Raw genomic sequence first — 22886 nt, forward strand, 5'->3', positions numbered from 1 at the left:
CCCACGAAGTGGGGAGAGGGGCGGGGTGAGGGGTGGTTGAGACTGAAGACTCTCGGGTAGGGACCAAACGAATGACCGCGCTGAAGAAGGAAACCGGCGACGCGCTTTTGAACGACATGCTCGCGCTCGGCCGCGCCGCTAAGGCAGCGTCTCTGAAACTTGCACAAGCCCCGCGTGACAAGAAGGATCTGGCGCTTCGGGCCATGGCGGCCGAAATCCGCGCGCAGGCGCCGAAGATCCTCGCCGCCAACGAGCGCGACATGGCAGCGGCGCGGGAAAAGGGATTGTCCGGCGCATTGCTTGACCGGCTGGCCCTCGACGGCAAGCGTGTCGAAGCAATGGCGATCGGGCTGGAAGAAATCGCCGAATTGCCTGACCCGGTTGGCCGCTCTCTGGCCAGCTGGGATCGGCCCAATGGCCTCAAGATCGAACGTGTCTCGGTGCCGCTCGGCGTGATCGGCATCATCTATGAAAGCCGGCCCAATGTGACGGCCGATGCGGCCGGGCTCTGCCTCAAATCGGGGAATGCCGCCATCCTGCGCGGCGGGTCCGAAAGCGCGCATAGTGCCGCGGCCATCCTCGACTGCCTGCAGGAAGGGCTCTGTGCCGCCGGTCTGCCAAAGGCCTCCGTGCAGCGCCTGCCGACCACCGATCGGGCCGCTGTCGGCATTATGCTCGGCATGACCGAGACCATCGATGTCATCATCCCGCGCGGCGGCAAAAGCCTCATCGAGCGCATCGCCAATGAAAGCCGCATTCCCGTGCTGAAACATCTGGATGGCATCTGCCACACTTATGTCGATGCCGAGGCTGAACCAGAAATGGCGCGGAAGATCGTGCTCAACGCCAAGATGCGCCGCACGGGCATCTGCGGCGCAACCGAAACCTTACTGATCGACCGTCCGGCCCTGGCTTTCGCCAAGCCCATTCTCGACGATCTCATCAAGGCCGGCTGCGAGCTCCGCGGTGACGCCGAAATTCAGGCACTCGACAAGCGCGTCGGCGTGGCAACGTCGCAGGATTGGGACACGGAATATCTCGACGCCATTCTATCCGTCAAAGTGGTGGAGGGTGTCGCCGGTGCCATCGAACATATCGAACGTCATTCCTCGCATCACACCGAGGCTATCGTTACCCGCAATGCCGCGACTGCGGCGCGATTCCTGAACGAGATCGATTCCGGCATCGTCATCTGGAACAGCTCGACCCAGTTCGCCGATGGCGGCGAGTTCGGCATGGGCGCCGAAATCGGCATTTCGACCGGCAAGCTGCATGCGCGCGGGCCGGTGGGCGCCGAACAGCTCACGTCCTACAAATACATTGTGCGCGGCGACGGCCAGGTACGGCCTTAACGCGTGGGCACGATCGCGCGCAAAATCGGGATCCTGGGCGGTTCCTTCAATCCGGCTCATGATGGGCACCGGGACATCAGCCTCGCTGCCCTCGCTTATCTCGGCCTCGACGAGATCTGGTGGCTGGTGGCGCCGCAAAATCCCCTGAAGAGCCCCGTCGGCATGGCGCCGCTCGACGCGCGCCTGGCCGAGGCACAACGGGTGGCCGATCATCCGCGCATCCGGGTCAGCGATCTCGAATTGCGATTGGGGACGACCTATACCGCCGATACGCTCAAGAAAGTTGTCCGCAAATACCCGCATTACCGCTTCGTCTGGCTGATGGGGGCAGACAATCTCGCCGGCATGTCGCGCTGGAAGGACTGGCAACAGATCTTTCATTTGGTGCCAATTGCGGTTTTTGACCGTCCGACATATACTTATCAAGCACTGGCCGCTCTTGCGGCACGGCGATTCGCCTGTTTTCGGGCGCGGGAGCAAGCAGCCCGAACGCTGGTCACGTCGCCACCGCCGGCGTGGACGTTTGTGCATCATCGACTGAATCCAATTTCGGCCACCGAAATCCGCCGCAAGCGGCTTTGGGGCGAAAGCGGGCCACGGGCGGCAGAACCGGCGACGCCCCGATGATGTTGTTGTCAGTCACGTCGGTTTGAGGAGGATCAAGGCCATTTCCGAAAAGAACACCGCGGTCCGCCGGAAGACCGCTGCAAAATCCGCCGGCACGAAGAAACCCGCCGCCAAAAAGGCCGCCCCTAAAAAGGCCGTAGCACCCAAGGGTGCCAAGGCGGCGACGAAGGGAGCCAAGCCGTCGATCAAGAAGACGGCCGTCAAATCCAAGGCTCCCAAATCCAAGGCTCCGGCCAAAGCCAAGACTGCAGTAAAGCCGAAGACCGCTGCCAAGATGGCTGGCGCCAAGCCGGTCGCTTCAGGTGCCCCCAAGGGCGCCGATCAATGGTCGCGCAATCTGCTGAAGCTGGTCGAGAAGTCGTTGGATGCCGACAAGGCTGAGGACATCGTGACGGTCGATCTGGCCGGCAAGTCGGCAATTGCCGATTACATGGTCATCGCCACGGGCCGCAATACGCGCCAATTGGCGGCGATGGCGCATCATGTCGCCGAAAAACTCGCCAAGGCGGGCGCCAAGCCGATCGGTATCGAGGGCATCAGCCAGGGTGACTGGGTTCTGGTCGACGGCAATGACATCATCATCCATCTGTTCCGGCCGGATGTGCGCAAGCTCTACAGCCTGGAAAAGATGTGGGGCCTCGACCAGCCGGAACCGGAAAAGCTGCAAGCGGTGGGCTGAGTTCTTGGTTGCCTAGACTTGTCATGGCCCGCTTCAGGCGGGCCATCCACGAGTCTTTGGGGCAATTGCGATAACTCATAGGTCCTCCGCCTGTGCGGAGGCTGGAGGCGTTACAGTGCCTCCTTGAATGCCTTCGCCAGCATCCCTTGCGCGATGGCGTCCGCGCCGACGACGATGCGGTCAGCGCCGCGCTGCCGAAGATGCTGGGTCTCGTCGTTTGAGATGGCACGGGCGATGATCTCCAGCGAGCCGTTGGCGGCGCGGGCCTGCTCAACCGCCTGACCCGCTTCGAACGCATTGTCGATCGCCACGAACAGGCGCCTCGCACCGGCGATGTTGGCTGCCGCGATGGCCTGCGGATCGGCCGCATTGGCCGCAATGACCTCCACGCCGTCGGCGCGCAGGGATTTCAGGGCGTGTGTCCGATCTTCGATCACCAGGAAGGGCAATCCGGCCGCGCGCAGATAGTCGATCAGCGCCGTGCCGACGCGGCCGCCACCGACGATGACCGTGTGGTCGGTCAGTGCCGTCTTGGCGATTTCATCGGCTGGAGCTTTGCTGTCAGATGTTTCCACCTTCTTGCCTTGCAGCCGGTCTATGGCCGCAAAGAGCAGGGGATTGGCAAGGATGGAAAGGATGGCGCCGGCGAGGATGAGGTCGCGCCCTTCTTGCGGCAGCAGCTGCAAGTCGACGCCCAAGGCCGCCAGGATAAAAGAAAATTCGCCGATCTGGGCGAGGCTGGCCGAGATGATCAAGGCCGTCCCGGTGGGATGCCGGAACAGCCGCACGATGAGAAAAGCGGCCACCGATTTTCCGAATACGATGATGCCGAAGGTCGCCGCCACCAGCAACGGGCTGGTCAACAGGATGGTGGGGTCGAACAGCATGCCGACCGAAACGAAGAACAGCACGGCAAAGGCATCGCGCAGCGGCAGCGATTCTTCAGCGGCCCGGTGGCTGAGCTCCGATTCCGCCAGCACCATGCCGGCAAAGAAGGCGCCGAGTGCGAAAGACACGCCGAACAGCATGGCCGCACCGAAGGCGACCCCGAGTGCGATGGCGAGGACCGCGAGGCGGAACAGTTCGCGCGAACCCGTGTGGGCGATGTAGTGCAGGACCCACGGGATGACCCGCCGGCCCACCACCAGCATGAAGACGATGAAGGCCGTCACCTTGCCGAGCGTCATCAGCAAGGGCTGCAGGATGCCGCCCTCGCTGCCGGTAAGGATCGCGGCAAAGGGGGGCAGCAGCACCAGGACCAGCACCATCGCCAGATCCTCGACGATGAGCCAGCCGACGGCAATGCGGCCGCGATCGGTCTCCAGCGCGTGGCGCTCCTGCATCGCGCGCAGCAGCACGACGGTGCTGGCGACCGAGAGGGCAAGGCCGAAAACGAGACCGCCGGCCATCGGCCAGCCGAGGGCCCAGGCCAGCCCCCAGCCGAGCAGGGTGGCGAAGGCGATCTGCAGCACCGCGCCGGGAATGGCGATGGCCTTGACCGACAGCAGATCCTTCAGCGAAAAATGCAGGCCGACACCGAACATCAGCAGGATGACGCCGATTTCCGCGAGTTCTAGCGCCAGACCCTGGTCGGCGACATAGCCGGGGGTGAAGGGGCCGACGATGACGCCGGCCAGCAGATAGCCGACCAGCGGCGAGATGCGCAGCCGGTGCGCCAGCGCACCGAACAGGAAGGCCAGGGCGAGGCTGCCGACGATCGTGGCAATGAGCGGCGTGGCGTGGGGCATGGGATCTCACGTCGCGGGCTGGTTGCGGAATGATGGAAATGGGGCAGAATCCCTTTCCCGAAATGGTCCTTTTGGCCTCCCTTTTCAACCGGCGCGGGGCATTTTTCCGCACCTCTGCCGTTAATCCGACATGGAGCTATGACGGTTTCGCGCTAGTCAGCTCGGACGCCGCTCTCTAGGCTCGGCCCAACATTCCTGCCGGGACCATATCATGCTCGCCAATCGCGGCGTCCTGCTGGCGTTTCTCGCCTCCGCCGCCTTTTCGATGAAAGCCATTTTCGTCAAGCTCGCCTATCTTTACGGCGTCGATGCGGTGTTGCTGCTGGCTTTGCGCATGGCTTTCTCTTTGCCGGCACTGCTCGCCGCCGCCTGGTGGTCCGGCCGCAAATCCGACGTTCGCCTCAGCCTGCGGGACTGGGGCAACATCATCTTCCTGGGCTTCGTCGGCTATTACCTTTCCAGCCTGCTGGATTTCATGGGGCTGGCCTATATCTCGGCCGGGCTCGAGCGGCTGATCCTGTTCCTTTATCCGACCGTGGTGGTGCTGATCTCGGTCTACATGTTCGGCAAGACCATCACCCGACGCGCCATATTCGCCATGGTCCTCTCCTATGTCGGCATCGGCATCGCCTTCCTGCACGATATAGAAATGACCGGCGACCACCGGGCGACGGCGGTCGGCGGCGGGCTCATCTTCCTGTGCATGATCACCTATGCCATCTATCTGGTCGGCAGCGGGCAGATGATGGGCCGCATGGGCTCGACCCGGTTTGCGGGACTGGCGACCAGCGTTGCGGCCATCGCCTGCGTCATCCATTTCCTGATCGCCAACCCCCTGGTCGAGGCTGTCACGCAGCCCTGGCAGGTCTATGCCTATGCTGCTGCCATGGCCGGCTTGTCGACCATCCTGCCCATTTTTCTCACCGCCAAGGCGATCCAACTGGTGGGGGCCTCCAAGGTCTCGATCGTGGGGTCGATCGGTCCGGTCGCCACCATCTTCTTCGGCTGGCTGTTCCTCGCCGAGGATGTCTCGCTGGAGCAGATGGTGGGTGCTGCCTTCGTGCTTGGCGGCGTCATGCTAGTCGGTTCGAAAAAAGCTTAAAAATCAATCCGTTGTTGCGCTATGATTTGGGTGGAAAATCTGCCCGAATTGCTTAGATTGCGCCTCGACTTCGAACCTCGAGAGACTCATGGCCAATCTGCCGAATGAAGTGTCCCGGCGCCGGACGTTCGCGATCATCGCGCACCCTGACGCCGGCAAGACCACGCTCACCGAAAAGCTGCTGCTGTTCGGCGGCGCCATCCAGTTGGCGGGCGCCGTCAAGGCGCGTGGCGAGCAGCGGCGCGCACGTTCCGACTGGATGAAGGTCGAGCGCGAGCGCGGCATCTCGGTCACCGCCTCGGTCATGAGCTTTGAATATAAAGGCTGCGCGTTCAACCTCCTCGACACGCCGGGCCACGAGGATTTCTCGGAAGATACCTACCGGACCCTGACCGCCGTCGACAGCGCGGTGATGGTGATTGACGCCGCCAAGGGTATCGAAGCGCAGACCCTGAAGCTGTTCGAAGCCTGCCGCCTGCGCGACGTGCCGATCGTCACCTTCATCAACAAGATGGACCGTGAGGGGCGCGAGCCCATCGATCTCATGAGCGAGATCGAGGAGCGCCTGGCTCTCGACGTGACGCCGGCCTCCTGGCCAATCGGCATGGGGAAGAGCTTCAAGGGCTGTTACGACTTGCTCAAAGACCAGCTCATTCTCTTCGCTCGCGGTGGCAAGCAAGACGAAGATATCGTTGAAATTAAAGGAATCGATGATCCGGCGCTCGACCGGAACCTGAAAGAAGACGAGGCCACGCGCCTGCGCGACGACATCGAGATGGCGCGCGGCCTGATGAAGCCGTTCGACCTCAAGGCCTATCGCGAAGGGCATCTGTCGCCGGTCTATTTCGGATCGGCCGTCAACAATTTCGGCGTCGGCGAGTTGCTGGCGGGCCTTGCGGAAATGGCGCCGCCGCCCCGACCGCAGAAGACCTCGACCCGTCTGGTCGAACCGACCGAGGAAAAGACCACGGCCTTCGTCTTCAAGATCCAGGCGAATATGGACCCGAAGCACCGCGACCGTATCGCCTTCACCCGGCTGGTGTCAGGGCGCTTCCAACGCGGCATGAAGATGCTGCATGTCCGTTCGGGCAAGCAGCTGACGCTCCACAACCCGGTCGTCTTCCTGGCTCAGGACCGCGAGATCGCGGAAGAGGCGTTTGCCGGCGACATTCTCGGCATCCCCAATCACGGCAATCTGCGCATCGGCGATACGCTGACCGAGGGCGAGCAGCTGCAATTCGTCGGCATTCCGAGCTTTGCGCCGGAATATCTGCAGTCCGTCCGGGCCGACGATCCCTTGCGTGCCAAGCACTTGGGGAAGGCTCTTGAGCAACTGGCGGAGGAGGGTGCTGCCCGCGTCTTCCGTCCCGAGATCGGCACCGACTACATCGTCGGGGTCGTCGGCGCCTTGCAGTTCGAAATCCTGGCCGACCGCATCCGCACCGAATATGGCCTGCCGGTCCGGTTCGAGCCGAGCAGCCTGCATACCGCACGCTGGATTGAAAGCGACGATCCCGCGGCGCTGAAGGCCTTCGTGGACGAGACCCGGGCCAGCCTTGCCAAGGATCACAACGGCGATCCGGTGTTCCTCGCCCGCAATGCCTGGCATCTCGACCGGGCGGAGAAGGATCACCCCAAGGTCAAATTCCTCAAGGTGAAGGAGCAGCCGCACTAAGGCGGCCGCTAGTCGGCGTCGCGCTGCCAGTTGACCGCAAGCGGTTCGCGGAAGGCGAAGCGGATGAGGTGACTTCCGATCACCTCTTCCATGCGGGTCAATGTATCTGCATCGGCCGCGGATACGGTGAGAGCCAGAATGTCCTTGCCGGCGGCAAGTTCGCAAAGCCCGAAAGGGAATTCGATGCGCCCCGTTTCGGCGTCATGCGTGGTCGGGAGCTTGTGGGCGAAATGCTTGCACAACTGCCCCAGATAGCGCGAGGGCGAGGTCGTGGCGACACGCGCCAGTGAAGTCAGGCCCTGCGACGTCTGGCCCGGCGAGGCCAGACTCGGCGAAGTCAGACTCGGCGAAGTCAGTCGGTTGGCGGCTTCAGCCATCATCATCACCATCATTTCAAGTTCTCGATCTTGTGGGCTGCCTCGTCGAGCGTGGCCGCGATGGCGCGGATCTGCTCGTCGGTAAGTGGGCCTTGCGAACTGCGCAGACGCAGGGCCACCTTAAGATTCTCCATCGCCCGCAGGATCTGCGGGGCAGGACCGCCGCCATGGGCTGCATGGGTCTCGCTGATCCGGTCGAAAATCGCCGAGATGATCGACTTGTTCTCGGCGAGGAACGCCTTGCCGGCCTCGGTGATGGCATAGAGCTTCTTATTGCCCTCAGCCTCGCTTACCGTCGCATAGCCGGTTTCCTCGAGCAGCGTCAGGGTGGGGTAGATGACGCCGGGGCTCGGCGTATAGGCGCCGCCGAGCTTCTCCTCGATCGCCTTGATGACCTCATACCCGTAGCGGGGCTTTTCGGCGATCATCTGCAGCACCACATAGCGCAGGTCGCCATGTTCGAAGATGCGCCCGAAGCGCCGGCCATGCCGGCCGCCAAAGCCGTGCCCACCGAAGCCGCCGCGACCGAAGAAACCGCGGCCGCCGCCGAACTCATCCCGGGCGAAACGGCGGTCGCCGCGCTCCCCGTGCTTATCGCAGTGACTGGTTAAGTGTTTGAAAAACATATATCTGTCCTTTCTATTTCGATATATCGATTTATTAGATATATCGAAATGTACTCTATTTCAAGAGCGCCATCGAAAAAAGCTGCCAGGTTCCTTGACCTTCCCATCATGGGAGGCCCCATATTGCTTTGGACAGCGTATCGAGAGGAGAGATCACCATGTTGAATTTGAAGGTCGAAGGCATCAATTGCGGCGGCTGCGTCTCGTCGATCAAGAAGGCGCTGGCGGTCGTGGCCCCGGGCGCCGAGGTCGAGGTTGATATCCCCGGCGGCAAGGTGAAGGTCAGCGGCTCGCCCGACCGCTCCAAAGTCGTCGCGGCAATCGAAGATGTCGGCTATGACGTGACGGGGGATGCGGCCTGATCAACCTGCACTTCATCACCGACCTGCTGTCGGCTTTTGTCGGCAGTGCGGCGGGGTGGTGGCTGTATCGGCGCTATCTGCGACCGGTGGCGCCGGAGGTTTCCGCAGGAAGGGGACAGGGCTATTGGCTCGCGCTCACCATTTCGGCGGCACTCGGCGCCTATTGGCTGGGGACGCTCAACCTCGCAGTTTCAGGGGTGCCCGGAATCGGGCGCAGCGTCTTCGGCGCGGTTTTGGGCGGTATCGTCGGCATCGAGCTCTATAAGTCGGGGAAGGGGATCAAGCTCTCGACCGGGGCGATCTTCGTTCTGCCCTTGACGCTGGGTCTTTCCATCGGGCGCATCGGTTGCTTTCTGGGCGGCATGGAAGATTTTACCTATGGCACGCCGACGGCGCTGCCATGGGGCTACGATTTTGGGGACGGCATCCCGCGCCACCCGGTGCAGCTCTATGAGAGTGCCGCCATGCTGGTCTTTGCCGGCGCGTTCTTCGCCTGGTCACGGGCGCGGCCCAGGGCGGCAAGCGCCTATGGCTTCTATCTTTTCGCCCTGTGGTTTGCTTCCGATCGCCTTCTACTGGAGTTCCTCAAGCCCTATGGGCGCATTGTGAACGCTCTTACCGTATTCCAGATTGGCGCCCTGGTTTTGATCCTCTACGCTGCCTTCATGCTTTGGCGGATTTGGCGGCACCATGCGCGATTTGAGACCCTATCTCTTCTTCGGCCAGACGACCTCGCTGTGCGAAATCTGCCTGCTGCCGGTCCCGGCCAAGATCCTCATTGAGGGGAATGAGGTCTATTACCAGAAGCGTTGCGGCGCACATGGCGTTCAGAAGACATTGGTTTCGACGGATGCCGCCTATTGGCGCCAGCAGCGCGACTGGCTGAAGCCCGGCGACATTCCGCAGGCCTTTCAATCCCGCACCGATTATGGCTGCCCATTCGATTGCGGCCTGTGCCCGGATCATGAGCAGCATTCATGCCTGGCGCTGATTGAGATCAACGAGCATTGCAACCTGACTTGCCCGGTCTGCTTTGCCGATTCGGCGCCGCACAAATCGAAGCAGCTGGACCTCGCCACAGTCGAGAAGATGTTGGATGCGCTGGTGGCAAGCGAGGGGGAGCCGGACCTGCTGCAGATCAGCGGCGGCGAACCCACCCTGCATCCCGATATCCTGGACATCATCCGCGCGGCGAAACGCAGGCCGATCCGCCATATCATGCTCAACACCAACGGCTTGCGCATCGCCAAGGAGCCGGATTTCGTCGCCGCGTTGCAGGAGTTCACGCCGGGTTTTGAAGTCTATCTGCAATTCGATTCCCTGAAGCGCGATGCCTTGATGGATATCCGCGGTGCCGATTTGCGGGCGATCAGGGCGCAGGCGCTGGATAATCTGGAACGCTACAACATAGCGACGACCCTGGTCGTGGTGCTGAAGCGCGGCGTCAACAATGATGAGATCGGTGACATCATCCGCCACGCCCTGAAATATCGCTGCGTACGCGGGGTGACCTTTCAGCCGGTGCAGGATGCCGGCCGCAATGACGGGTTCGACGCCAAGCAGAACAGGATCGTGCTGTCGGATATCCGCCGCGGTATTCTCACGCAGTTCGACCAGTTCGCGCCCGACGACATCATCCCGCTGCCCTGCAACCCGGAATCGATCACCATCGGCTATGCGCTCCGCGACGGCGAGAAGCTGACGCCGATCACGCGCCTGTTGCCCAAGGAGGAGATCCTGCGCAATGGCCCGAACACCATCGCCTATGAGAAGCACCCGGCCCTGAAGCAGCGGCTGTTCGAACTGATGTCGCTGTCGACCGCCGGCAACAATGCGGCGCCGGCCCTGCAATCCCTGCTTTGCTGCCTGCCCGATATCGAATTGCCACAGGCGCTGGGCTACGATCGCGTCTTTCGCGTTCTCGGCATCCAGTTTCTCGACCGCTTCAATTTCTGCACCGGGCAGGTGAAGCGCTCCTGCATTCATTTCGTGACGCCGGAAGGCAAGATCATTCCCTTCGACACCTACAATCTGTTTTACCGGCCGGGCCTCGAGCAAAGACTGGCAGCTGGTCGAGCTTGGGCCAAGGGGGCAAGATGAGCGCGGAAAACAACAACCGGCCAGCCGGCAATGACGGCTTTGCGACCGTCGTCAGCTGGGCCGTGATCATCGTCGGCGTCCTTGTGGTGCTTGGCGCCGGCGGCTGCATCCTGGTCTCGATGCCGACCGATGGCGGCCTTGCCCTGCTGCTCGGCGGCCCGCCTTTCCTCTTCGGCGTCGGCGCCGTCTATGTCGCCTGGCAATTGCTGCAGCGGCTCAAGGGATAGCGGTCAAATCCGCTGGTCGGCGACGGCGCCGAAGATTTCCTTCGCCAGGTCGGCGGCTGCCTGCGTCGCCTGGGATTGGCGATAGGCTTTCTCGGCCTGCTGCCGGCGCTCAGCTTCAGATGATTGCGGCTGCTTGCCATCCTGTGCGACGAGGGCCGCTGCGGCACCGGCGACGGCGCGCGTGTCGCCGGATGAGGGGGATTGAACAGAGACGGCCGCCGCCTGCACGCGGCGCAGCGCCTTCTCCTGGTCCTCGAGCGTGCCGCTGACATTGACGTTGATCGGCACCTTGCCTTCGACGGCATAGAGCTTGCCGTCGGGGCCGCGCTTGAAGACATATTGCGGCTGGCCGCCGAACTGGCCGGCGGTCGCGGCGTGGCGTTGTTCCTCGTTGCGCACCTCGCGGTCGCGCTGCTGCAATTCGGCGATGATGCGGCGGTCGGCTTCCGAAAGCTGGCCGGCCGTTGCGCTGGCCGATGGCGCTGCCGCTTCATTGCCTTGCGTGACTTTGCGCACAAGGAAAGACTCGGTCCCCGGCGCACCGCCCGGCACCTTGGCGATCACCTGGCCCTGACCGTTATTTATGAGGCTACCGATCGTCGGCATGGCCGTTATTCTGCAACCGGGTTACGTCTCTGTCTTGGTTAATTGACGATACGGTGCGGGCAGGGCTGTTGTTACGGCGCAATTGCCCGCTTGCAGGGATCCCCGGATGGGTCCGGCACGTCGTTCATGCGTGCCTGGATCGTGCCGGCGCGATTGCGGATATAGCTGGTCGGCTTCGAGGCGGACCAGCGAATGGGATTGGGCAGGACCGCAGCCAGCAAGGCCGCCTCGCGGCGCGTGAGATCCTTGGCGGATTTCCCGAAATGGGCCTGCGCCGCAGCCTCGGCACCATAAATTCCGGGGCCGAATTCGACGACGTTGAGATAGACCTCGAGAATGCGCTTTTTCGTCCAGGTGAGCTCGATGAGGCCGGTGAAATAGAATTCCAAGCCCTTGCGCACATAGGAACGGTCCGGCCAGAGGAAGACGTTCTTGGCCGTTTGGTTGCTGATGGTCGAGCCGCCGCGGATGCGCTTGGCTTTTTGATTCCGCTTCCAGGCCTTCTCGATCGCTTCCCAATCATAGCCGCGATGCTCGCAGAATTTCGCATCCTCGGCGGCGATGACCGCGCGTGCGAGATTGGGTGAGATATTGCCGTAGGAGCGCCAGCTCTTGTGAATCCAGTTTCCTTCAAAGACCCGTTGCAGCATCAGCAGGGTGACCGGCGGCGGGACCCAGGCATAGACGGCTGTCGATACCACCGAAATGAGGAGGAAGAGGGCGATGGCGCGCATTAGGAAGCGCCAGGCGCGGCGCAGCCAACTCGGTCGCTTTATGGGTTCCGCCTCGATCATCCCGCCCCCGGCTTTCCAGCCGCTCTGGATATCTGCCCGGGGCCCGGGCCGCAAGCGGGCGAGTGCCTGGACAAAACGGGAACGCCAAGGCAAGCTTAGCCTATCTAAGGAGCTCCGCCATGTCCCACAGCCTTTTTCCCGCACGCGATGAACCCACCGACAATCCCCTGATCGCCGCCGATATTGCGCGCGGTGTCATGCGGTTGTTTGGGGATCTGGGCTATGCGGCGCTGCAGGAGTTTCCGTTGCGGGTGAAACGCCGCGCCGACATTGTGGCGCTCAACGAAGCCGGCGAAATCGTGATCGTGGAGATCAAATCCTGCCGGGCCGATTTCCGGGCCGACCAGAAATGGCCTGAATATCTCGACTTCTGCGACCGGTTCTTCTTTGCCGTGGCGCCATCCTTTCCGCAGGCGATCCTGCCGGCGGAATGCGGCCTCATCGTCGCCGACCGGCATGGCGGGGCAATCTTGCGTGAATCGGCAGCCACACCCCTCAACGGCAATCGCCGTCGGGCGCAGATCCTGCAGATAGCCCTGACGGCCAGTCAAAGACTGGCGCGGGCTACCGAAATGTTGGGTTGATCGCTCGACCGAGGGACGCCCGACCAAGAGACGCCCGACCGAGAGACACCCGACCGGGAAGGCCCGGGGGCGGGATTGCTCCCACCCCCGGCACCTTCCGTCAGACACGGTCGAATTCGAGACCGATATCGCGGCGCAGGTGAACCGACAGCCGCTCGAGATCGAGCGGTGGTGCCTGACCGCGCCTCGGCTTATCGCCTTCGGCATGGTCCCGGGACGCGCGGCTTAGGCCGATGGTGGTCAAAACATTGCTTTGACGCGAACGATCCATCCAGCGAGCCAGCATGATGGTCCAGAGATTGAGATTGATCGGCATGACGATATTTCCTTCTGGTTGAATTGACCCGTGATGCCGGCATGACTTCACCGTTCCGTCGAACGCCCCCGAAGGGCGAAACGAGCGGCATCAAAGGCCAGGGTTTGTGGGTGAGATCCGATGCTGGAACGACGTCGTTCATACTGAACGGCGGCGACGTGTCTTAGCCTTGGATGGTCCGGAAAGTGACGGAACGGCCCAGGCGCAAAACGAACCCTCCGCAGAGGGAATCGATCAGCGACGGAGTTGATCCGACGTTACGCGGTTAGAGTTGAACGGGATTTCCGGAGAACAAGGGCAATAGCGACACGCCATCGGCGCGTCGGCCGACATCGAATCTCAGGCTGCGAAGCAGCTCTTTCGGGTGACATGGTTCATTCGACGGTCCTCCTCCTTGTTCGAGAGGTGCGGCGAAAATACGCAGCCGCCTGACTCGCGTCAAGCCGCGAAAGTGTATCGGTGCAAATTTTCCGCGAGCCTGTGGCACGAATGCCAGAGGGGGGAGGCGTGCTATTGCTTCTTGCGGAAGGCGTCGAGGGCCACGACCGTGCCACCGCTCGAGGCGGCAACGGCATCGCCATCAGCCTTGGCGGCGCCTTCGGATTTCGTTGCCAGGCGCTGGTCAAGGAGGGCCGGCTTTGCTTCCGGCTTGTCGAGGGCAAGGACCGTCTCGGAGCCCTCGGCCTCATCGCCCTCATGCTCTTCATCATTCTCGGCTTCGCCGGAATCGAATTGCAGGGCGAATTTCACCGACGGGTCGGCGAAGCTGACGATGGTCTCGTAGGGGATGAACAGGGCCTCATGCTTGCCGCCGAAGCTCAGCGTCACGGTGAAGCTGTCGTCGGTGACTTCGAGGCCCCAGAACTGGTGCTGCAGCACGATGGTCATTTCGCGCGGATATTGCGCCTTCAGATGCTGCGGGATGCGGACCAGCGGATTGTCGGTGCGGAAAGTGATGTAGAAATGATGATCGCCGGGCAGGCCACTGACAGCCGCCTCGGTCAATGCCCGCCGCACGACACCGCGCAGGGCATCCTCAACCATCTGATCGTACCGCAGCCAATCCTTTGCCATAACGCCGTCCCATCTCCCCTTGGTGACCCGTCCAGTCCCGCCAGCCCCCAAGCCTGCGTCAAGCACTGGAAATCAGGTGGGGGGCTTTCTGTTGCCCGGCGCCCCCCGGTACCGCGTTCTAAGTAAACTGCTTACAGCCCGTTAGGGATGTTAGGCAGCCATACGAAGATCGGATGCAACGTTGTCGTTGGCATCTCTAGGTTTGGCCCGATAACGGCGGGTACCATACCGAGCAAAAGCCTTGTCTTTACCGCGCACGTCGATCCTATTTCGCCCCCATGAAGCTCGTCATCAGCCGGTAACAGGTTGATGGACAAGTGTTTATGGTGGAGGCGCCGGGTACCGCCCCCGGGTCCGCAACGCTTATTTCACAAGACGTTTATCGCCATAGTCGGTCTCCCGACATCCCTAATATAGGCGCCCCGGTCCGCCAGCGAAAGTCCCGCGGGTGAGGTTCCGTTAATCATTTATACGCCCGACTTTGAGGCCAGGATGGCGCGGCCATGCCGGCGGCCTTGTTGCCGGGTCCTGTTCCCGGTAAAAACCCGCCTCCGGCCCAGCGCCGGCGGGGTCGCAGCGAGTCGGCCCCGGGGGAAAGTTTCGTTTTCGGCACATTGAGTTAGGCGGGACCCGGCATGCCCTTATCACCCGAGCAACTGGCGGCGATCGAGGAACAGCGCGCACAATCCGTGGCGACGCGGCGCGCGGTCGCCCCGGCCTTGGAGGAAATCCTCTATCAAGCCATCCCCGTGCTCGATCACGGCATTGTGCGCGTCATCGACTATATGGGCGATGACAATGCGGTTGTGCAGGCAGCCCGCGTTTCCTATGGCCGCGGCACCAAGAAGGTGAGCGAGGACCAGGGCCTCATCCATTATCTGATGCGTCATCGCCATTCGACCCCGTTCGAGATGTGCGAGATCAAATTCCATGTGAAGATGCCGATCTTCGTGGCGCGGCAATGGATCCGCCACCGCACCGCCAATGTGAATGAGTATTCGGCGCGCTATTCGATTCTCGACCGGGAGTTCTATATCCCAGCCCCCGAGCATCTTGCCGCGCAATCCTCGTCGAACCGCCAGGGCCGCGGCGATGTGCTGGAAGGGGCGGAGGCGCAGCGCGTGCTCGACTTGCTCAAGCGCGATTCGACCCAGGTCTATGACCATTACGTCGATATGCTCAACGAGAACGAAGCGGGCGAGCCGATCGATGCCAGCCGCCCGGGCCTCGCGCGTGAGCTGGCGCGCATGAACCTCAGCCTCAACTTCTATACCCAATGGTATTGGAAGATCGATCTGCACAACTTCATGCACTTTCTCTCGCTGCGCGCCGACCCGCATGCGCAATACGAGATCCGTGTCTATGCCGACGCGATGCTCGATATGCTCAAGCGCTGGGTTCCGCTTTGCTACGAGGCGTTCGTGCAGCATCGACTGGGCGCTGCGACCCTTTCCAAGAATGCGCTCAGTGTCGTGAAGCGGCGTCTCGCCGGCGAAGCGGTCACGCAAGAGTCGAGCGGCATGGGCAAGCGCGAATGGCTTGAACTGCAGGCGCTGCTCGAGAGCAAATGAGCGAACTGGTCCTCGATAGCGTCGATTGGGTTGCAGCCAAACCGCCGCGCTGGCTGAAGCGCGGGTTGAAGGTGCTGGCGGCCCTGTTCATCGCCTGGGCGATGCTCGCCTATGTGCCCGGGCCGGTGATGGCGCTGGTTATCGGCCCGGTCGACAAGGTGCTGGTCGACAAATCCGCCCGCACGATTGCGCTGATGCGCGACGGGAAGGCGGTGTTCTCGGCCGATATTTCGCTCGGCAAGAATCCCACGGGACAGAAGCTGCGCGAGGGCGATCAGCGCACGCCCGAGGGCAAGTACAAGCTCATCTGGGGCAATGATGCCTCGACCCATCACAAGGCACTGCTCGTTTCCTATCCCAACAAGGCGCAGGCGTCGCGCGCGGCAGCGAAGGGCGAGGCAGCGGGCGGCGGCATCATGATCCACGGCCAGCGGCATTGGTGGCGCTGGTTCTCGCGCTCCCCGCTCACCAATGGCTGTATCGGTGTCTCCAACCTTGCCATGGACGTGATCTGGTCCGCCGTCGATCTCGGCACGCCGATCGAGATCAGACCTTAGTCACCAAGACCTGTCAGCGGCATCTGCCGCCAGCCGCGCCGCGATTTCCGGCATCTTCGTTGCATCAACATTGGCGAAGGCAACGCGCAGGAAATCCTCCTGGCCCGGACCGAACATAGAGCCGGGGAGAGCCAAAAGATTCTGCTTGTCGGCGAGCCGTTTGGCGACAGCCGTTGCAGGTTGCCCACGATGAGGGTGCTTTACATAGGCGAAATAGGCCCCGGCACTCACCACCTCGTATCCAAGATCGTTGCGCGTGAAGGCTTGTTGCAGGGCGGCAAGCCGGTCCCGCATCAGCTTTGTATTGCTGCCACGCCAGTCGCTGAGGGATTCGAGGCCGTGTATTGCTGCAATCTGGCCGATGCGCGGTGCGCAGATGGCGACGCAATCCATCGCCTTGCCGATCTCGTCAATGAGTGCGGGATCGGCGACGATGGCCCCCACGCGGTAGCCGGTAAGGCAGAACACCTTCGAGAAGCTGTAAAGATGGACGAGCGTGCCGGCCCAGTCCGCATCGCGGAAGAGATCGTGGGGAGGTTCATCATGCGGCATGAAATCGCGATAGGTCTCATCGAGGATGAGGGCGATGCCGTGCTTGCGGCAGAGGGTGAGGGCCGCTTTCAAATATTCCGGCGGATAGACCGAGCCTGTCGGGTTGTTGGGTGAGATGAGAACGAGGGCGCGGGTGCTGCCGTTAATCGCGGCCTCGATCTCGGTCAAGTCCGGCTGCCCGCCGGCTGCGGGGCGGAAGTCGATATGGCGCGCCTTGACGCCAATCATCTCCAGCCACATCTGGTAATTGAAGTAATAGGGGAGCGGCAGGATAATCTCGTCGCCGGCCTTGGCGAGGCCGGCGGTCGCAAGGCAAAAGGCCTGGTTGCAGCCAGCCGTGATCATCACATTCTCGGCCGCGACCTCGCCGCCGAGGTCGTAGCTTTTGGCGATGTCGCGGGCGAGGGCGGCGCGCAGATCGGGCAGGCCGGTGATGTCGGTGTAGCGGTGCGTTGCCGGCAGTTGCAGGGCTTTTGCCATGTGCTCGGTCAGGGCGGGCGGCGGCGCATAGCCTGGGACCGCCTGGCAGACATCGATCAGCGGTTTTTCCGCCGGAAACGTCCGGCCCTCAATCCACCCCTGTGCTTCGGCGATGGGTGGAACTGCCACGGCGGTGAGCCAGGGATTGGCGTGTAGGCTCACGATTTGAGTTCCTTGAGGTTGGCGTAGAGATCGAGCGCTTCCGGGTTGGCGAGTGCTTCCTTGTTCTTCACCGCCTTGCCATGGACGACATCGCGCACGGCCAGTTCCACGATCTTGCCGGATTTGGTGCGGGGGATATCCGTCACGGCGACGATCTTGGCCGGCACATGGCGCGGCGTCGTGTTGGCACGGATCTGGTTGCGGATCTTCTTCTCCAGCGCTTCGTCGAGTTTCACCTCGGGGCGCAGCCGCACGAAGAGGATGACGCGGACATCGCCTTCCCAATCCTGACCGATGACGATGCTCTCCAGGATTTCCGGCAGCTGTTCGACCTGGCGGTAGATTTCCGCCGTGCCGATGCGCACGCCGCCCGGATTGAGCACGGCGTCGGAGCGACCATAGACGATGATGCCGTCATGCGCGGTCAGTTCCACATAGTCGCCATGGTGCCAGATATTTGGATAGCGCTCGAAATAGGCGGCCTTGTAGCGCTTGCCGTCGGGATCGTTCCAGAAACCGACCGGCATGCAGGGGAAGGGGCGGGTGCAGACCAACTCCCCCTTTTCGCCTTTCACCGGCTTGCCGTCATCGTCCCAGACCTCGACCTTCATGCCGAGGCCGCGCATCTGAATCTCGCCGCGCCATACCGGACCTGCCGGATTGCCCAGCATGAAGCAGGATACGATGTCGGTACCGCCCGAAAGCGAGGACAGACAGACATCCTGCTTGATGTGCCGATAGACGTAGTCAAAGCCCTCCGGCACCAGGGGTGAGCCGGTCGAGCCGATGGTCCGCATGGCCGAGAGATCGTGGGTCTTGATCGGGTCAACACCGGCCTTGGCGCAGGCATCGATATATTTTGCCGAGGTGCCGAAGAAAGTGCACTTTTCGGCCTGGGCGAAATCGAACAGGATGTTGCCGTTGGGTGCGAAGGGCGAGCCGTCATAGAGCAGCAGCGTGGCGCCGGAGCCGAGGCCGGAAACCAGCCAGTTCCACATCATCCAGCCGCAGGTGGTGAAATAGAACACGCGGTCGCCCGGCTTCACGTCGGAATGCAGGCGGTGTTCCTTGAGGTGCTGCAGCAGCGTACCACCCTGGCCATGGACGATGCATTTCGGCACACCGGTCGTGCCGCTGGAGAACATGATGTAGAGCGGGTGGTTGAAGGGCAGACGCTCGAACTTCAGTTCGGCGCCGATATTGGCGGCAATGACGTCATCGATCAGGCGGGCATTGGGCAGGTTGCCCAAGGTTGGGCTGTCATTGATGTAGGGAATGACCAGCACTTCCTCGACGCTGGGAAGCTTGGCCAGGAATTCGGCGGCACGTTCCAGGCAATCGTGGCTCTTGCCGTTATACCAATAGCCGTCGGCGGTGATGAGGACACGCGGTTCGATCTGACCAAAGCGGTCGAGCACGCCCTGGACGCCGAAATCCGGCGAGCAGGAGGACCAGACGCAGCCGATCGAGGCGGCGGCCATCGCCGCGATGATGCTTTCGGGCATATTGGGCACGAAACCGGCGACGCGGTCGCCAGGTTTCAGACCGATGCCTCGAAAATGAGCGGCGAGTGCCGCCACCCGGTCATGTAGATCGCCGTGGCTGAGGCGCCGCTTGACCTTGTCCTCGCCCCAGAAGACCAAGGCGTCGCGCGTATCGCCGGCCTTGGAGAAGCGCAGCAGGTTTTCGGCAATGTTGATTTTCGCGTTCGGGAAAAACTGTGCCCCCGGCATCTTGTCGCCATCGACGAGCACAGGATGGCCAGGCCCATCGGCGATCACCTCGCAATAGCGCCACAGCGACAGCCAGAAATGCTCGATTTCATCCACCGACCATTGCCACAGGGCCGCCGTATCGTGCAGGTCGATCTGCCAGTCGCGGGCAACCTGGGTGCGGAACTTGGTCATGTTGGCGCCGGCGACGACGGCTTCGCTCGGTTGCCACAACAAATCGTCCATACTGTCTTCCCTTCAGCACCAATGCGCGCCTGACCGCGCTGCAACATAGGCCAAACTGACCCGACCTGCGGAAAATGCAAGGCTTGGCCGCACTGTCCACCCTTTTTATTGTCTCTGCCGCACCTTAAGGTACAGAGCAAGCGCATCTTCCGGGCGCGGGCTCATCCTGGCAAGACGATTCCCGACATACACATGACAAGTTCCGACCACAAGAGAAGCGGCCTGCCCGACCCGGTCGTCGCCGCTCTCCTGGCTCTCGGTGCTTGCGTCTTTTTTTCCCTGCTCAGCGCCTCGGTGAAGCAGCTTTCCGGCGAGTTGCACGGATTCGTCATCGCCTTCTGGCGCAATCTGTTCGGCTTCGTGTTCATGATCCCCTGGCTGTGGCGGCACGGGTTCGGCAGCCTGCGGACCGGGCGTTTCGGGACTTACCTCTTCCGCTCGGGCCTCAGCGTCATTTCCATGATGTGCGGCTTTACGGCCTTGGCCTACATGCCGATCGCGAATGCAACCTCGCTCAGCTTCGCGGCACCGCTCTTTGCCACCATCCTCGCCGCCTTGATCCTGAAAGAGCAGGTGCGGCTGCGGCGCTGGACGGCGACCCTGCTGGGTTTTGCCGGCGTGCTGATCGTCCTGCAGCCCGGGACGACAGATATCGGATTCGGCGAAATCCTCGTCATCTGCAGCGCTTTCCTGACGGCGACGGTCTCCGTCATCGTCAAGACGCTCTCGCGGAGCGAAAGCTCGCAGGCCATCGTCACCTACATGGTGCTGCTGTCGACACCTTTGGCGCTGGGCCCGGCGCTCTTCTATTGGACCTGGCCCAGCCTGGAATCCTGGCCCTATGTGGTGGCGCTGGGCTTCTTCGGGACTCTGGGACATCTTTGCTGGACCAGGGCCTTCGCCATGGCGGATGCATCGGCTATCGTGCCGTATGACTATTCGCGGCTCATCTTTGTCACCGGGATCGGCATGTTCTGGTTCGGCGAGCAGCCGGATCATTGGTTCTGGGTCGGCTCCGCCGTGATCGTCGCGGCCGGCCTCTATATCGCCCAGCGCGAGGCCTTCTTGCGCCGGTCCCGCGGCAGCGATGCCCTGGCGATTCAGGCGACGGTCGAGAGCGCGCAGCCAGGCATTGCCGCCGATCTCAATTCCACGCCAGCGTCGCGCATTTCCAGGAATCCGGAATGAAAAAAGGCTTCATGCTTCTGTCCGGCAATATCCGCGGCTGCATCTGGATGGCGCTGTGCGGGCTCGGCTTTTCGGTGATGGCGGCCTTTGTGAAACTGGCCGGGCAGGCCGGTATCAACACCTTTGAAATCACTTTCTTCCGCGTGCTCGTGGGCTTTCTGATGTTGGCGCCGTTCGTGGCGAATTCAGGGTTTGAATCCTTGCGCTCGCAATACATCAAGGCGCATGCGCTGCGTGCAGTCCTGGGCTTTGTCGCCATGATCTGCGCCTATATCGGCATCGCGAAACTGGAACTGGCGACATATACCGCCCTCAGTTTCACCAAGCCGCTTTTTGCCGTGATCCTCGCCGTCGTCATCCTCAAGGAAGAGGTCCGCTGGCGACGCTGGGCCGCCACGATTGTCGGCTTCATCGGCGTTCTGGTGATGATGCAGCCAGGCAGCAGCGCCTTCAATCCCTGGGCGCTGCTCGCCATGGGCGACGCGCTTTCCATTGCACTTCTCATCACGATCCTGAAACGGCTGCCGGCCAGCGAGACGCCCTTGATCATGCTGTTCTATTACGGCCTGATCGGGACCCTGCTGGTGACCCCGGCTGCGATCTACTATTGGCAATGGCCGAATGCCACCGAATGGTTTTACCTCGTCGCGATCGGTGTAACGGGCGCCTTGTCGCAATATTGGTGGATCCTGGCCTTCAAGGCGGGCGAGGCGTCGGTGGTGGCGCCCTTCGACTATCTGCGACTGCTCTTTGCCGGCCTGATCGGCTTCGTCGCTTTCAGCGAAGTGCCCGACCATTGGACGCTCATCGGTGCCACGCTGATCGTCGGCAGCACCATCTACATCGCCCAGCGCGAAGCCCGGCTGGGGCGGGCAGCGAAAGCGGCGGATTAGGTCTCGAGCTTCTGGAGTGCCGCCTGGGCTTTGGCCCGGTGCGCAGGCGTGATGTGCTTTGCCACCATCTTGATGGCGGCATAGACGACGGCGGCATCGTCGGCAAAGCCGAACAGAGCCAGAAAATCCGGCACAGCGTCGAATGGCAGCACGAAATAGGCCAAGGCTCCCATCAGCACGGCTTTGACCTTGAGCGGCGAGGCCGGGTCGACGGCGCAATAATAGGCGGCCAGGAGTTCGTCCAGAAAAGGGATTCGTCCGGCGATGCGGCGCAGTTTCGGCCAGAATCCTTGTTCGACGCGCTGGCGATCCCGTTCAAATTTGCCGGTGTCGAAGGTCTCGGTTTCGGAATCGGTCGGATCGGCCAACTCGCTCTCCCTTTGGATCGAAGCACCGAAAATGGGGTCGCGGCCTGCGTCCGGCAAGGGGGATCTGCGCTGGATCAGATCGAATTCACGACATATAAACGGATTGTGAGCCTAATTGGCCCAAGAAATGCTAGCTTGAGCCATCCTCATCAATGTTTGCAGCCATGAAGACCACATCGCTCCTGATTCCGACCATACTGGGCCTTTGCGTGGCGTTCGCTTCCCCGGGTCTGGGGCAGCAGGCGACGCCGTTGCCGCCGCCGGCCGGTATCGGCAAGGCGCCGGACACGCAGCCCGGTGTCAGCCCGGCCGAAACGGCACCTGCTGCATCGCCGGAACCCTCGACCCCGGCCATTCCTGCCGGGGAAGGGCGCGCCTGCAAATATGTCGTGATGATCGAGGGCATTCCCTATACCTGGGACAAATTGGAGAAGGGCACCGACACGGCATGGGTTGCCTACAGCAACGGCGACTTCACAAAATCCGTCCCGGTCTTCGAGAAGCTGGCCAAGCTGGGGCATCCGGTCGCGGAGCGGTTGATGGGGGTCGCCTATTTCTTCGGACAGGGCGTGCCGCTCGACTATCGCACGTCGCTGAGCTGGTTCGAAAAGGCGGCAATGCAGGGCTGTTTCGAAGCCTATGCACCCACGGCGCAGATGTATGAGGCCGGCCTCGGCACCGTTGCCGATCCGGGCAAGGCTTATATGTGGTACAACATTGCCGCCGCGCAATTGCCGCAAGGCAAGGAGCGGCGCGAGATGGTGGATTTGCGCGAGAAAGTCGCTGCCGGCATGACGCCCGCCCAGATCGAAGCCGCCCAGAAACGTTCGCTGCAGTTCACACCCAAGCGCGTCGTGCCGCCGGACCTTTCCGAATTGCCCGAGGATTTCTTCAAGCAACCCTGACGG

At 62.1% G+C, this 22886-nt stretch carries 26 protein-coding genes and 1 other RNA gene; 15 read left to right on the plus strand and 12 right to left on the minus strand.

Annotated elements, in window-relative coordinates; translation table 11 throughout:
- The first annotated feature begins 71 nt into the window (after window positions 1-71).
- On the plus strand, window positions 72-1352 hold the full coding sequence (locus ACE3OA_RS03950) for a glutamate-5-semialdehyde dehydrogenase (protein WP_374308116.1): 1281 nt from the start codon (window positions 72-74) through the stop codon (window positions 1350-1352).
- A 3-nt stretch (window positions 1353-1355) separates the two neighbouring features.
- On the plus strand, window positions 1356-1979 hold the full coding sequence (locus ACE3OA_RS03955; RefSeq protein WP_374308118.1) for a nicotinate-nucleotide adenylyltransferase: 624 nt from the start codon (window positions 1356-1358) through the stop codon (window positions 1977-1979).
- 12 nt (window positions 1980-1991) lie between these two features.
- On the opposite strand, the gene ACE3OA_RS03960 is transcribed toward ACE3OA_RS03955, so the two are convergent.
- Window positions 1992-2252 (minus strand): hypothetical protein, encoded by a 261-nt coding sequence (locus ACE3OA_RS03960; protein ID WP_374308120.1) that lies wholly within the window; start codon window positions 2250-2252, stop codon window positions 1992-1994.
- Window position 2253: 1 nt separating this feature from the next.
- Between ACE3OA_RS03960 and rsfS the strand changes: the two genes are divergently transcribed.
- Window positions 2254-2658 carry a ribosome silencing factor gene (rsfS, locus tag ACE3OA_RS03965; protein WP_374308122.1) on the plus strand — a complete coding sequence of 135 codons (405 nt, stop codon included), beginning with the start codon at window positions 2254-2256 and terminating at the stop codon, window positions 2656-2658.
- A 110-nt stretch (window positions 2659-2768) separates the two neighbouring features.
- Here the strand turns inward: rsfS and ybaL are convergent, their stop codons facing one another.
- Window positions 2769-4406 (minus strand): YbaL family putative K(+) efflux transporter, encoded by a 1638-nt coding sequence (ybaL, locus tag ACE3OA_RS03970; RefSeq protein WP_374308124.1) that lies wholly within the window; start codon window positions 4404-4406, stop codon window positions 2769-2771.
- Window positions 4407-4617: 211 nt separating this feature from the next.
- On the opposite strand from ybaL, the gene ACE3OA_RS03975 reads away from it, so the two are divergent.
- On the plus strand, window positions 4618-5508 hold the full coding sequence (locus ACE3OA_RS03975; RefSeq protein ID WP_374308127.1) for a DMT family transporter: 891 nt from the start codon (window positions 4618-4620) through the stop codon (window positions 5506-5508).
- 88 nt (window positions 5509-5596) lie between these two features.
- Window positions 5597-7183 carry a peptide chain release factor 3 gene (locus tag ACE3OA_RS03980; protein ID WP_374308129.1) on the plus strand — a complete coding sequence of 529 codons (1587 nt, stop codon included), beginning with the start codon at window positions 5597-5599 and terminating at the stop codon, window positions 7181-7183.
- A gap of 8 nt (window positions 7184-7191) precedes the next feature.
- Here the strand turns inward: ACE3OA_RS03980 and ACE3OA_RS03985 are convergent, their stop codons facing one another.
- Window positions 7192-7575 (minus strand): DUF2218 domain-containing protein, encoded by a 384-nt coding sequence (locus tag ACE3OA_RS03985; protein WP_374308131.1) that lies wholly within the window; start codon window positions 7573-7575, stop codon window positions 7192-7194.
- The gene (locus ACE3OA_RS03990; protein WP_374308133.1) at window positions 7572-8186 is read right to left on the minus strand and encodes a PadR family transcriptional regulator; all 615 of its coding nucleotides are present in this window, start codon (window positions 8184-8186) and stop codon (window positions 7572-7574) included. Before ACE3OA_RS03990 ends, ACE3OA_RS03985 begins: the two co-directional genes overlap by 4 nt.
- Window positions 8187-8344: 158 nt before the next feature.
- On the opposite strand from ACE3OA_RS03990, the gene ACE3OA_RS03995 reads away from it, so the two are divergent.
- The 4 genes from ACE3OA_RS03995 to ACE3OA_RS04010 all read left to right on the plus strand — a co-directional run bounded on the left by ACE3OA_RS03995 (window position 8345) and on the right by ACE3OA_RS04010 (window position 10875).
- Window positions 8345-8548 carry a heavy-metal-associated domain-containing protein gene (locus tag ACE3OA_RS03995; RefSeq protein ID WP_374308135.1) on the plus strand — a complete coding sequence of 68 codons (204 nt, stop codon included), beginning with the start codon at window positions 8345-8347 and terminating at the stop codon, window positions 8546-8548.
- Between the two features lie 86 nt (window positions 8549-8634).
- Entirely contained in the window at window positions 8635-9330 is a 696-nt protein-coding gene (locus ACE3OA_RS04000) for a prolipoprotein diacylglyceryl transferase (RefSeq protein ID WP_374308137.1), read from the plus strand.
- Window positions 9239-10648, plus strand: a complete 1410-nt coding sequence (locus tag ACE3OA_RS04005) for a radical SAM protein (RefSeq protein WP_374308139.1) — start codon at window positions 9239-9241, stop codon at window positions 10646-10648. The genes ACE3OA_RS04000 and ACE3OA_RS04005 overlap by 92 nt, the downstream gene beginning before the upstream one ends.
- Window positions 10645-10875: a hypothetical protein gene (locus ACE3OA_RS04010; RefSeq protein ID WP_374308141.1), complete on the plus strand. Its 231-nt coding sequence runs from the start codon at window positions 10645-10647 to the stop codon at window positions 10873-10875. Before ACE3OA_RS04005 ends, ACE3OA_RS04010 begins: the two co-directional genes overlap by 4 nt.
- A gap of 3 nt (window positions 10876-10878) precedes the next feature.
- On the opposite strand, the gene ACE3OA_RS04015 is transcribed toward ACE3OA_RS04010, so the two are convergent.
- The gene (locus tag ACE3OA_RS04015) at window positions 10879-11481 is read right to left on the minus strand and encodes a putative metalloprotease CJM1_0395 family protein (protein WP_374308143.1); all 603 of its coding nucleotides are present in this window, start codon (window positions 11479-11481) and stop codon (window positions 10879-10881) included.
- 71 nt (window positions 11482-11552) lie between these two features.
- Entirely contained in the window at window positions 11553-12275 is a 723-nt protein-coding gene (gene mtgA, locus ACE3OA_RS04020) for a monofunctional biosynthetic peptidoglycan transglycosylase (protein WP_374308145.1), read from the minus strand.
- A gap of 119 nt (window positions 12276-12394) precedes the next feature.
- On the opposite strand from mtgA, the gene ACE3OA_RS04025 reads away from it, so the two are divergent.
- Window positions 12395-12859: an MmcB family DNA repair protein gene (locus ACE3OA_RS04025; RefSeq protein ID WP_374308147.1), complete on the plus strand. Its 465-nt coding sequence runs from the start codon at window positions 12395-12397 to the stop codon at window positions 12857-12859.
- 100 nt (window positions 12860-12959) lie between these two features.
- Here ACE3OA_RS04025 and ACE3OA_RS04030 read toward each other — a convergent pair whose 3' ends face one another.
- From ACE3OA_RS04030 to ssrA, 3 genes are all read right to left on the minus strand, one after another.
- Window positions 12960-13175: a hypothetical protein gene (locus ACE3OA_RS04030; protein ID WP_374308149.1), complete on the minus strand. Its 216-nt coding sequence runs from the start codon at window positions 13173-13175 to the stop codon at window positions 12960-12962.
- 510 nt (window positions 13176-13685) lie between these two features.
- Window positions 13686-14249, minus strand: a complete 564-nt coding sequence (locus ACE3OA_RS04035; protein ID WP_374308151.1) for an SspB family protein — start codon at window positions 14247-14249, stop codon at window positions 13686-13688.
- A 75-nt stretch (window positions 14250-14324) separates the two neighbouring features.
- Window positions 14325-14692, minus strand: a transfer-messenger RNA (tmRNA) gene (gene ssrA, locus ACE3OA_RS04040).
- 192 nt (window positions 14693-14884) lie between these two features.
- On the opposite strand from ssrA, the gene thyX reads away from it, so the two are divergent.
- Window positions 14885-15820 carry an FAD-dependent thymidylate synthase gene (gene thyX / locus ACE3OA_RS04045; protein WP_374308153.1) on the plus strand — a complete coding sequence of 312 codons (936 nt, stop codon included), beginning with the start codon at window positions 14885-14887 and terminating at the stop codon, window positions 15818-15820.
- The gene (locus ACE3OA_RS04050) at window positions 15817-16377 is read left to right on the plus strand and encodes a murein L,D-transpeptidase family protein (protein WP_374308156.1); all 561 of its coding nucleotides are present in this window, start codon (window positions 15817-15819) and stop codon (window positions 16375-16377) included. Before thyX ends, ACE3OA_RS04050 begins: the two co-directional genes overlap by 4 nt.
- Here the strand turns inward: ACE3OA_RS04050 and ACE3OA_RS04055 are convergent, their stop codons facing one another.
- Window positions 16378-17571 (minus strand): aminotransferase, encoded by a 1194-nt coding sequence (locus ACE3OA_RS04055; protein ID WP_374308158.1) that lies wholly within the window; start codon window positions 17569-17571, stop codon window positions 16378-16380.
- The gene (locus ACE3OA_RS04060) at window positions 17568-19529 is read right to left on the minus strand and encodes an acetoacetate--CoA ligase (RefSeq protein ID WP_374308160.1); all 1962 of its coding nucleotides are present in this window, start codon (window positions 19527-19529) and stop codon (window positions 17568-17570) included. Before ACE3OA_RS04060 ends, ACE3OA_RS04055 begins: the two co-directional genes overlap by 4 nt.
- Before the next feature lie 192 nt (window positions 19530-19721).
- On the opposite strand from ACE3OA_RS04060, the gene ACE3OA_RS04065 reads away from it, so the two are divergent.
- Both ACE3OA_RS04065 and ACE3OA_RS04070 read left to right on the plus strand, forming a co-directional pair.
- Entirely contained in the window at window positions 19722-20717 is a 996-nt protein-coding gene (locus ACE3OA_RS04065; RefSeq protein ID WP_374308163.1) for a DMT family transporter, read from the plus strand.
- Entirely contained in the window at window positions 20714-21610 is an 897-nt protein-coding gene (locus ACE3OA_RS04070) for a DMT family transporter (protein ID WP_374308165.1), read from the plus strand. Before ACE3OA_RS04065 ends, ACE3OA_RS04070 begins: the two co-directional genes overlap by 4 nt.
- Here the strand turns inward: ACE3OA_RS04070 and ACE3OA_RS04075 are convergent.
- Window positions 21607-21978, minus strand: a complete 372-nt coding sequence (locus tag ACE3OA_RS04075) for a YkvA family protein (RefSeq protein ID WP_374308168.1) — start codon at window positions 21976-21978, stop codon at window positions 21607-21609. The two genes, ACE3OA_RS04070 and ACE3OA_RS04075, sit on opposite strands and share 4 nt — an antisense overlap.
- A gap of 164 nt (window positions 21979-22142) precedes the next feature.
- Between ACE3OA_RS04075 and ACE3OA_RS04080 the strand changes: the two genes are divergently transcribed.
- A complete protein-coding gene (locus tag ACE3OA_RS04080; protein ID WP_374308170.1) occupies window positions 22143-22883 on the plus strand; it encodes a tetratricopeptide repeat protein in 741 nt (246 codons plus the stop codon).
- The last annotated feature ends 3 nt before the right edge of the window (window positions 22884-22886 follow it).

This window comes from Dongia sp. (assembly GCF_041906375.1).
In the GTDB taxonomy this organism is placed as follows: domain Bacteria; phylum Pseudomonadota; class Alphaproteobacteria; order Dongiales; family Dongiaceae; genus Dongia.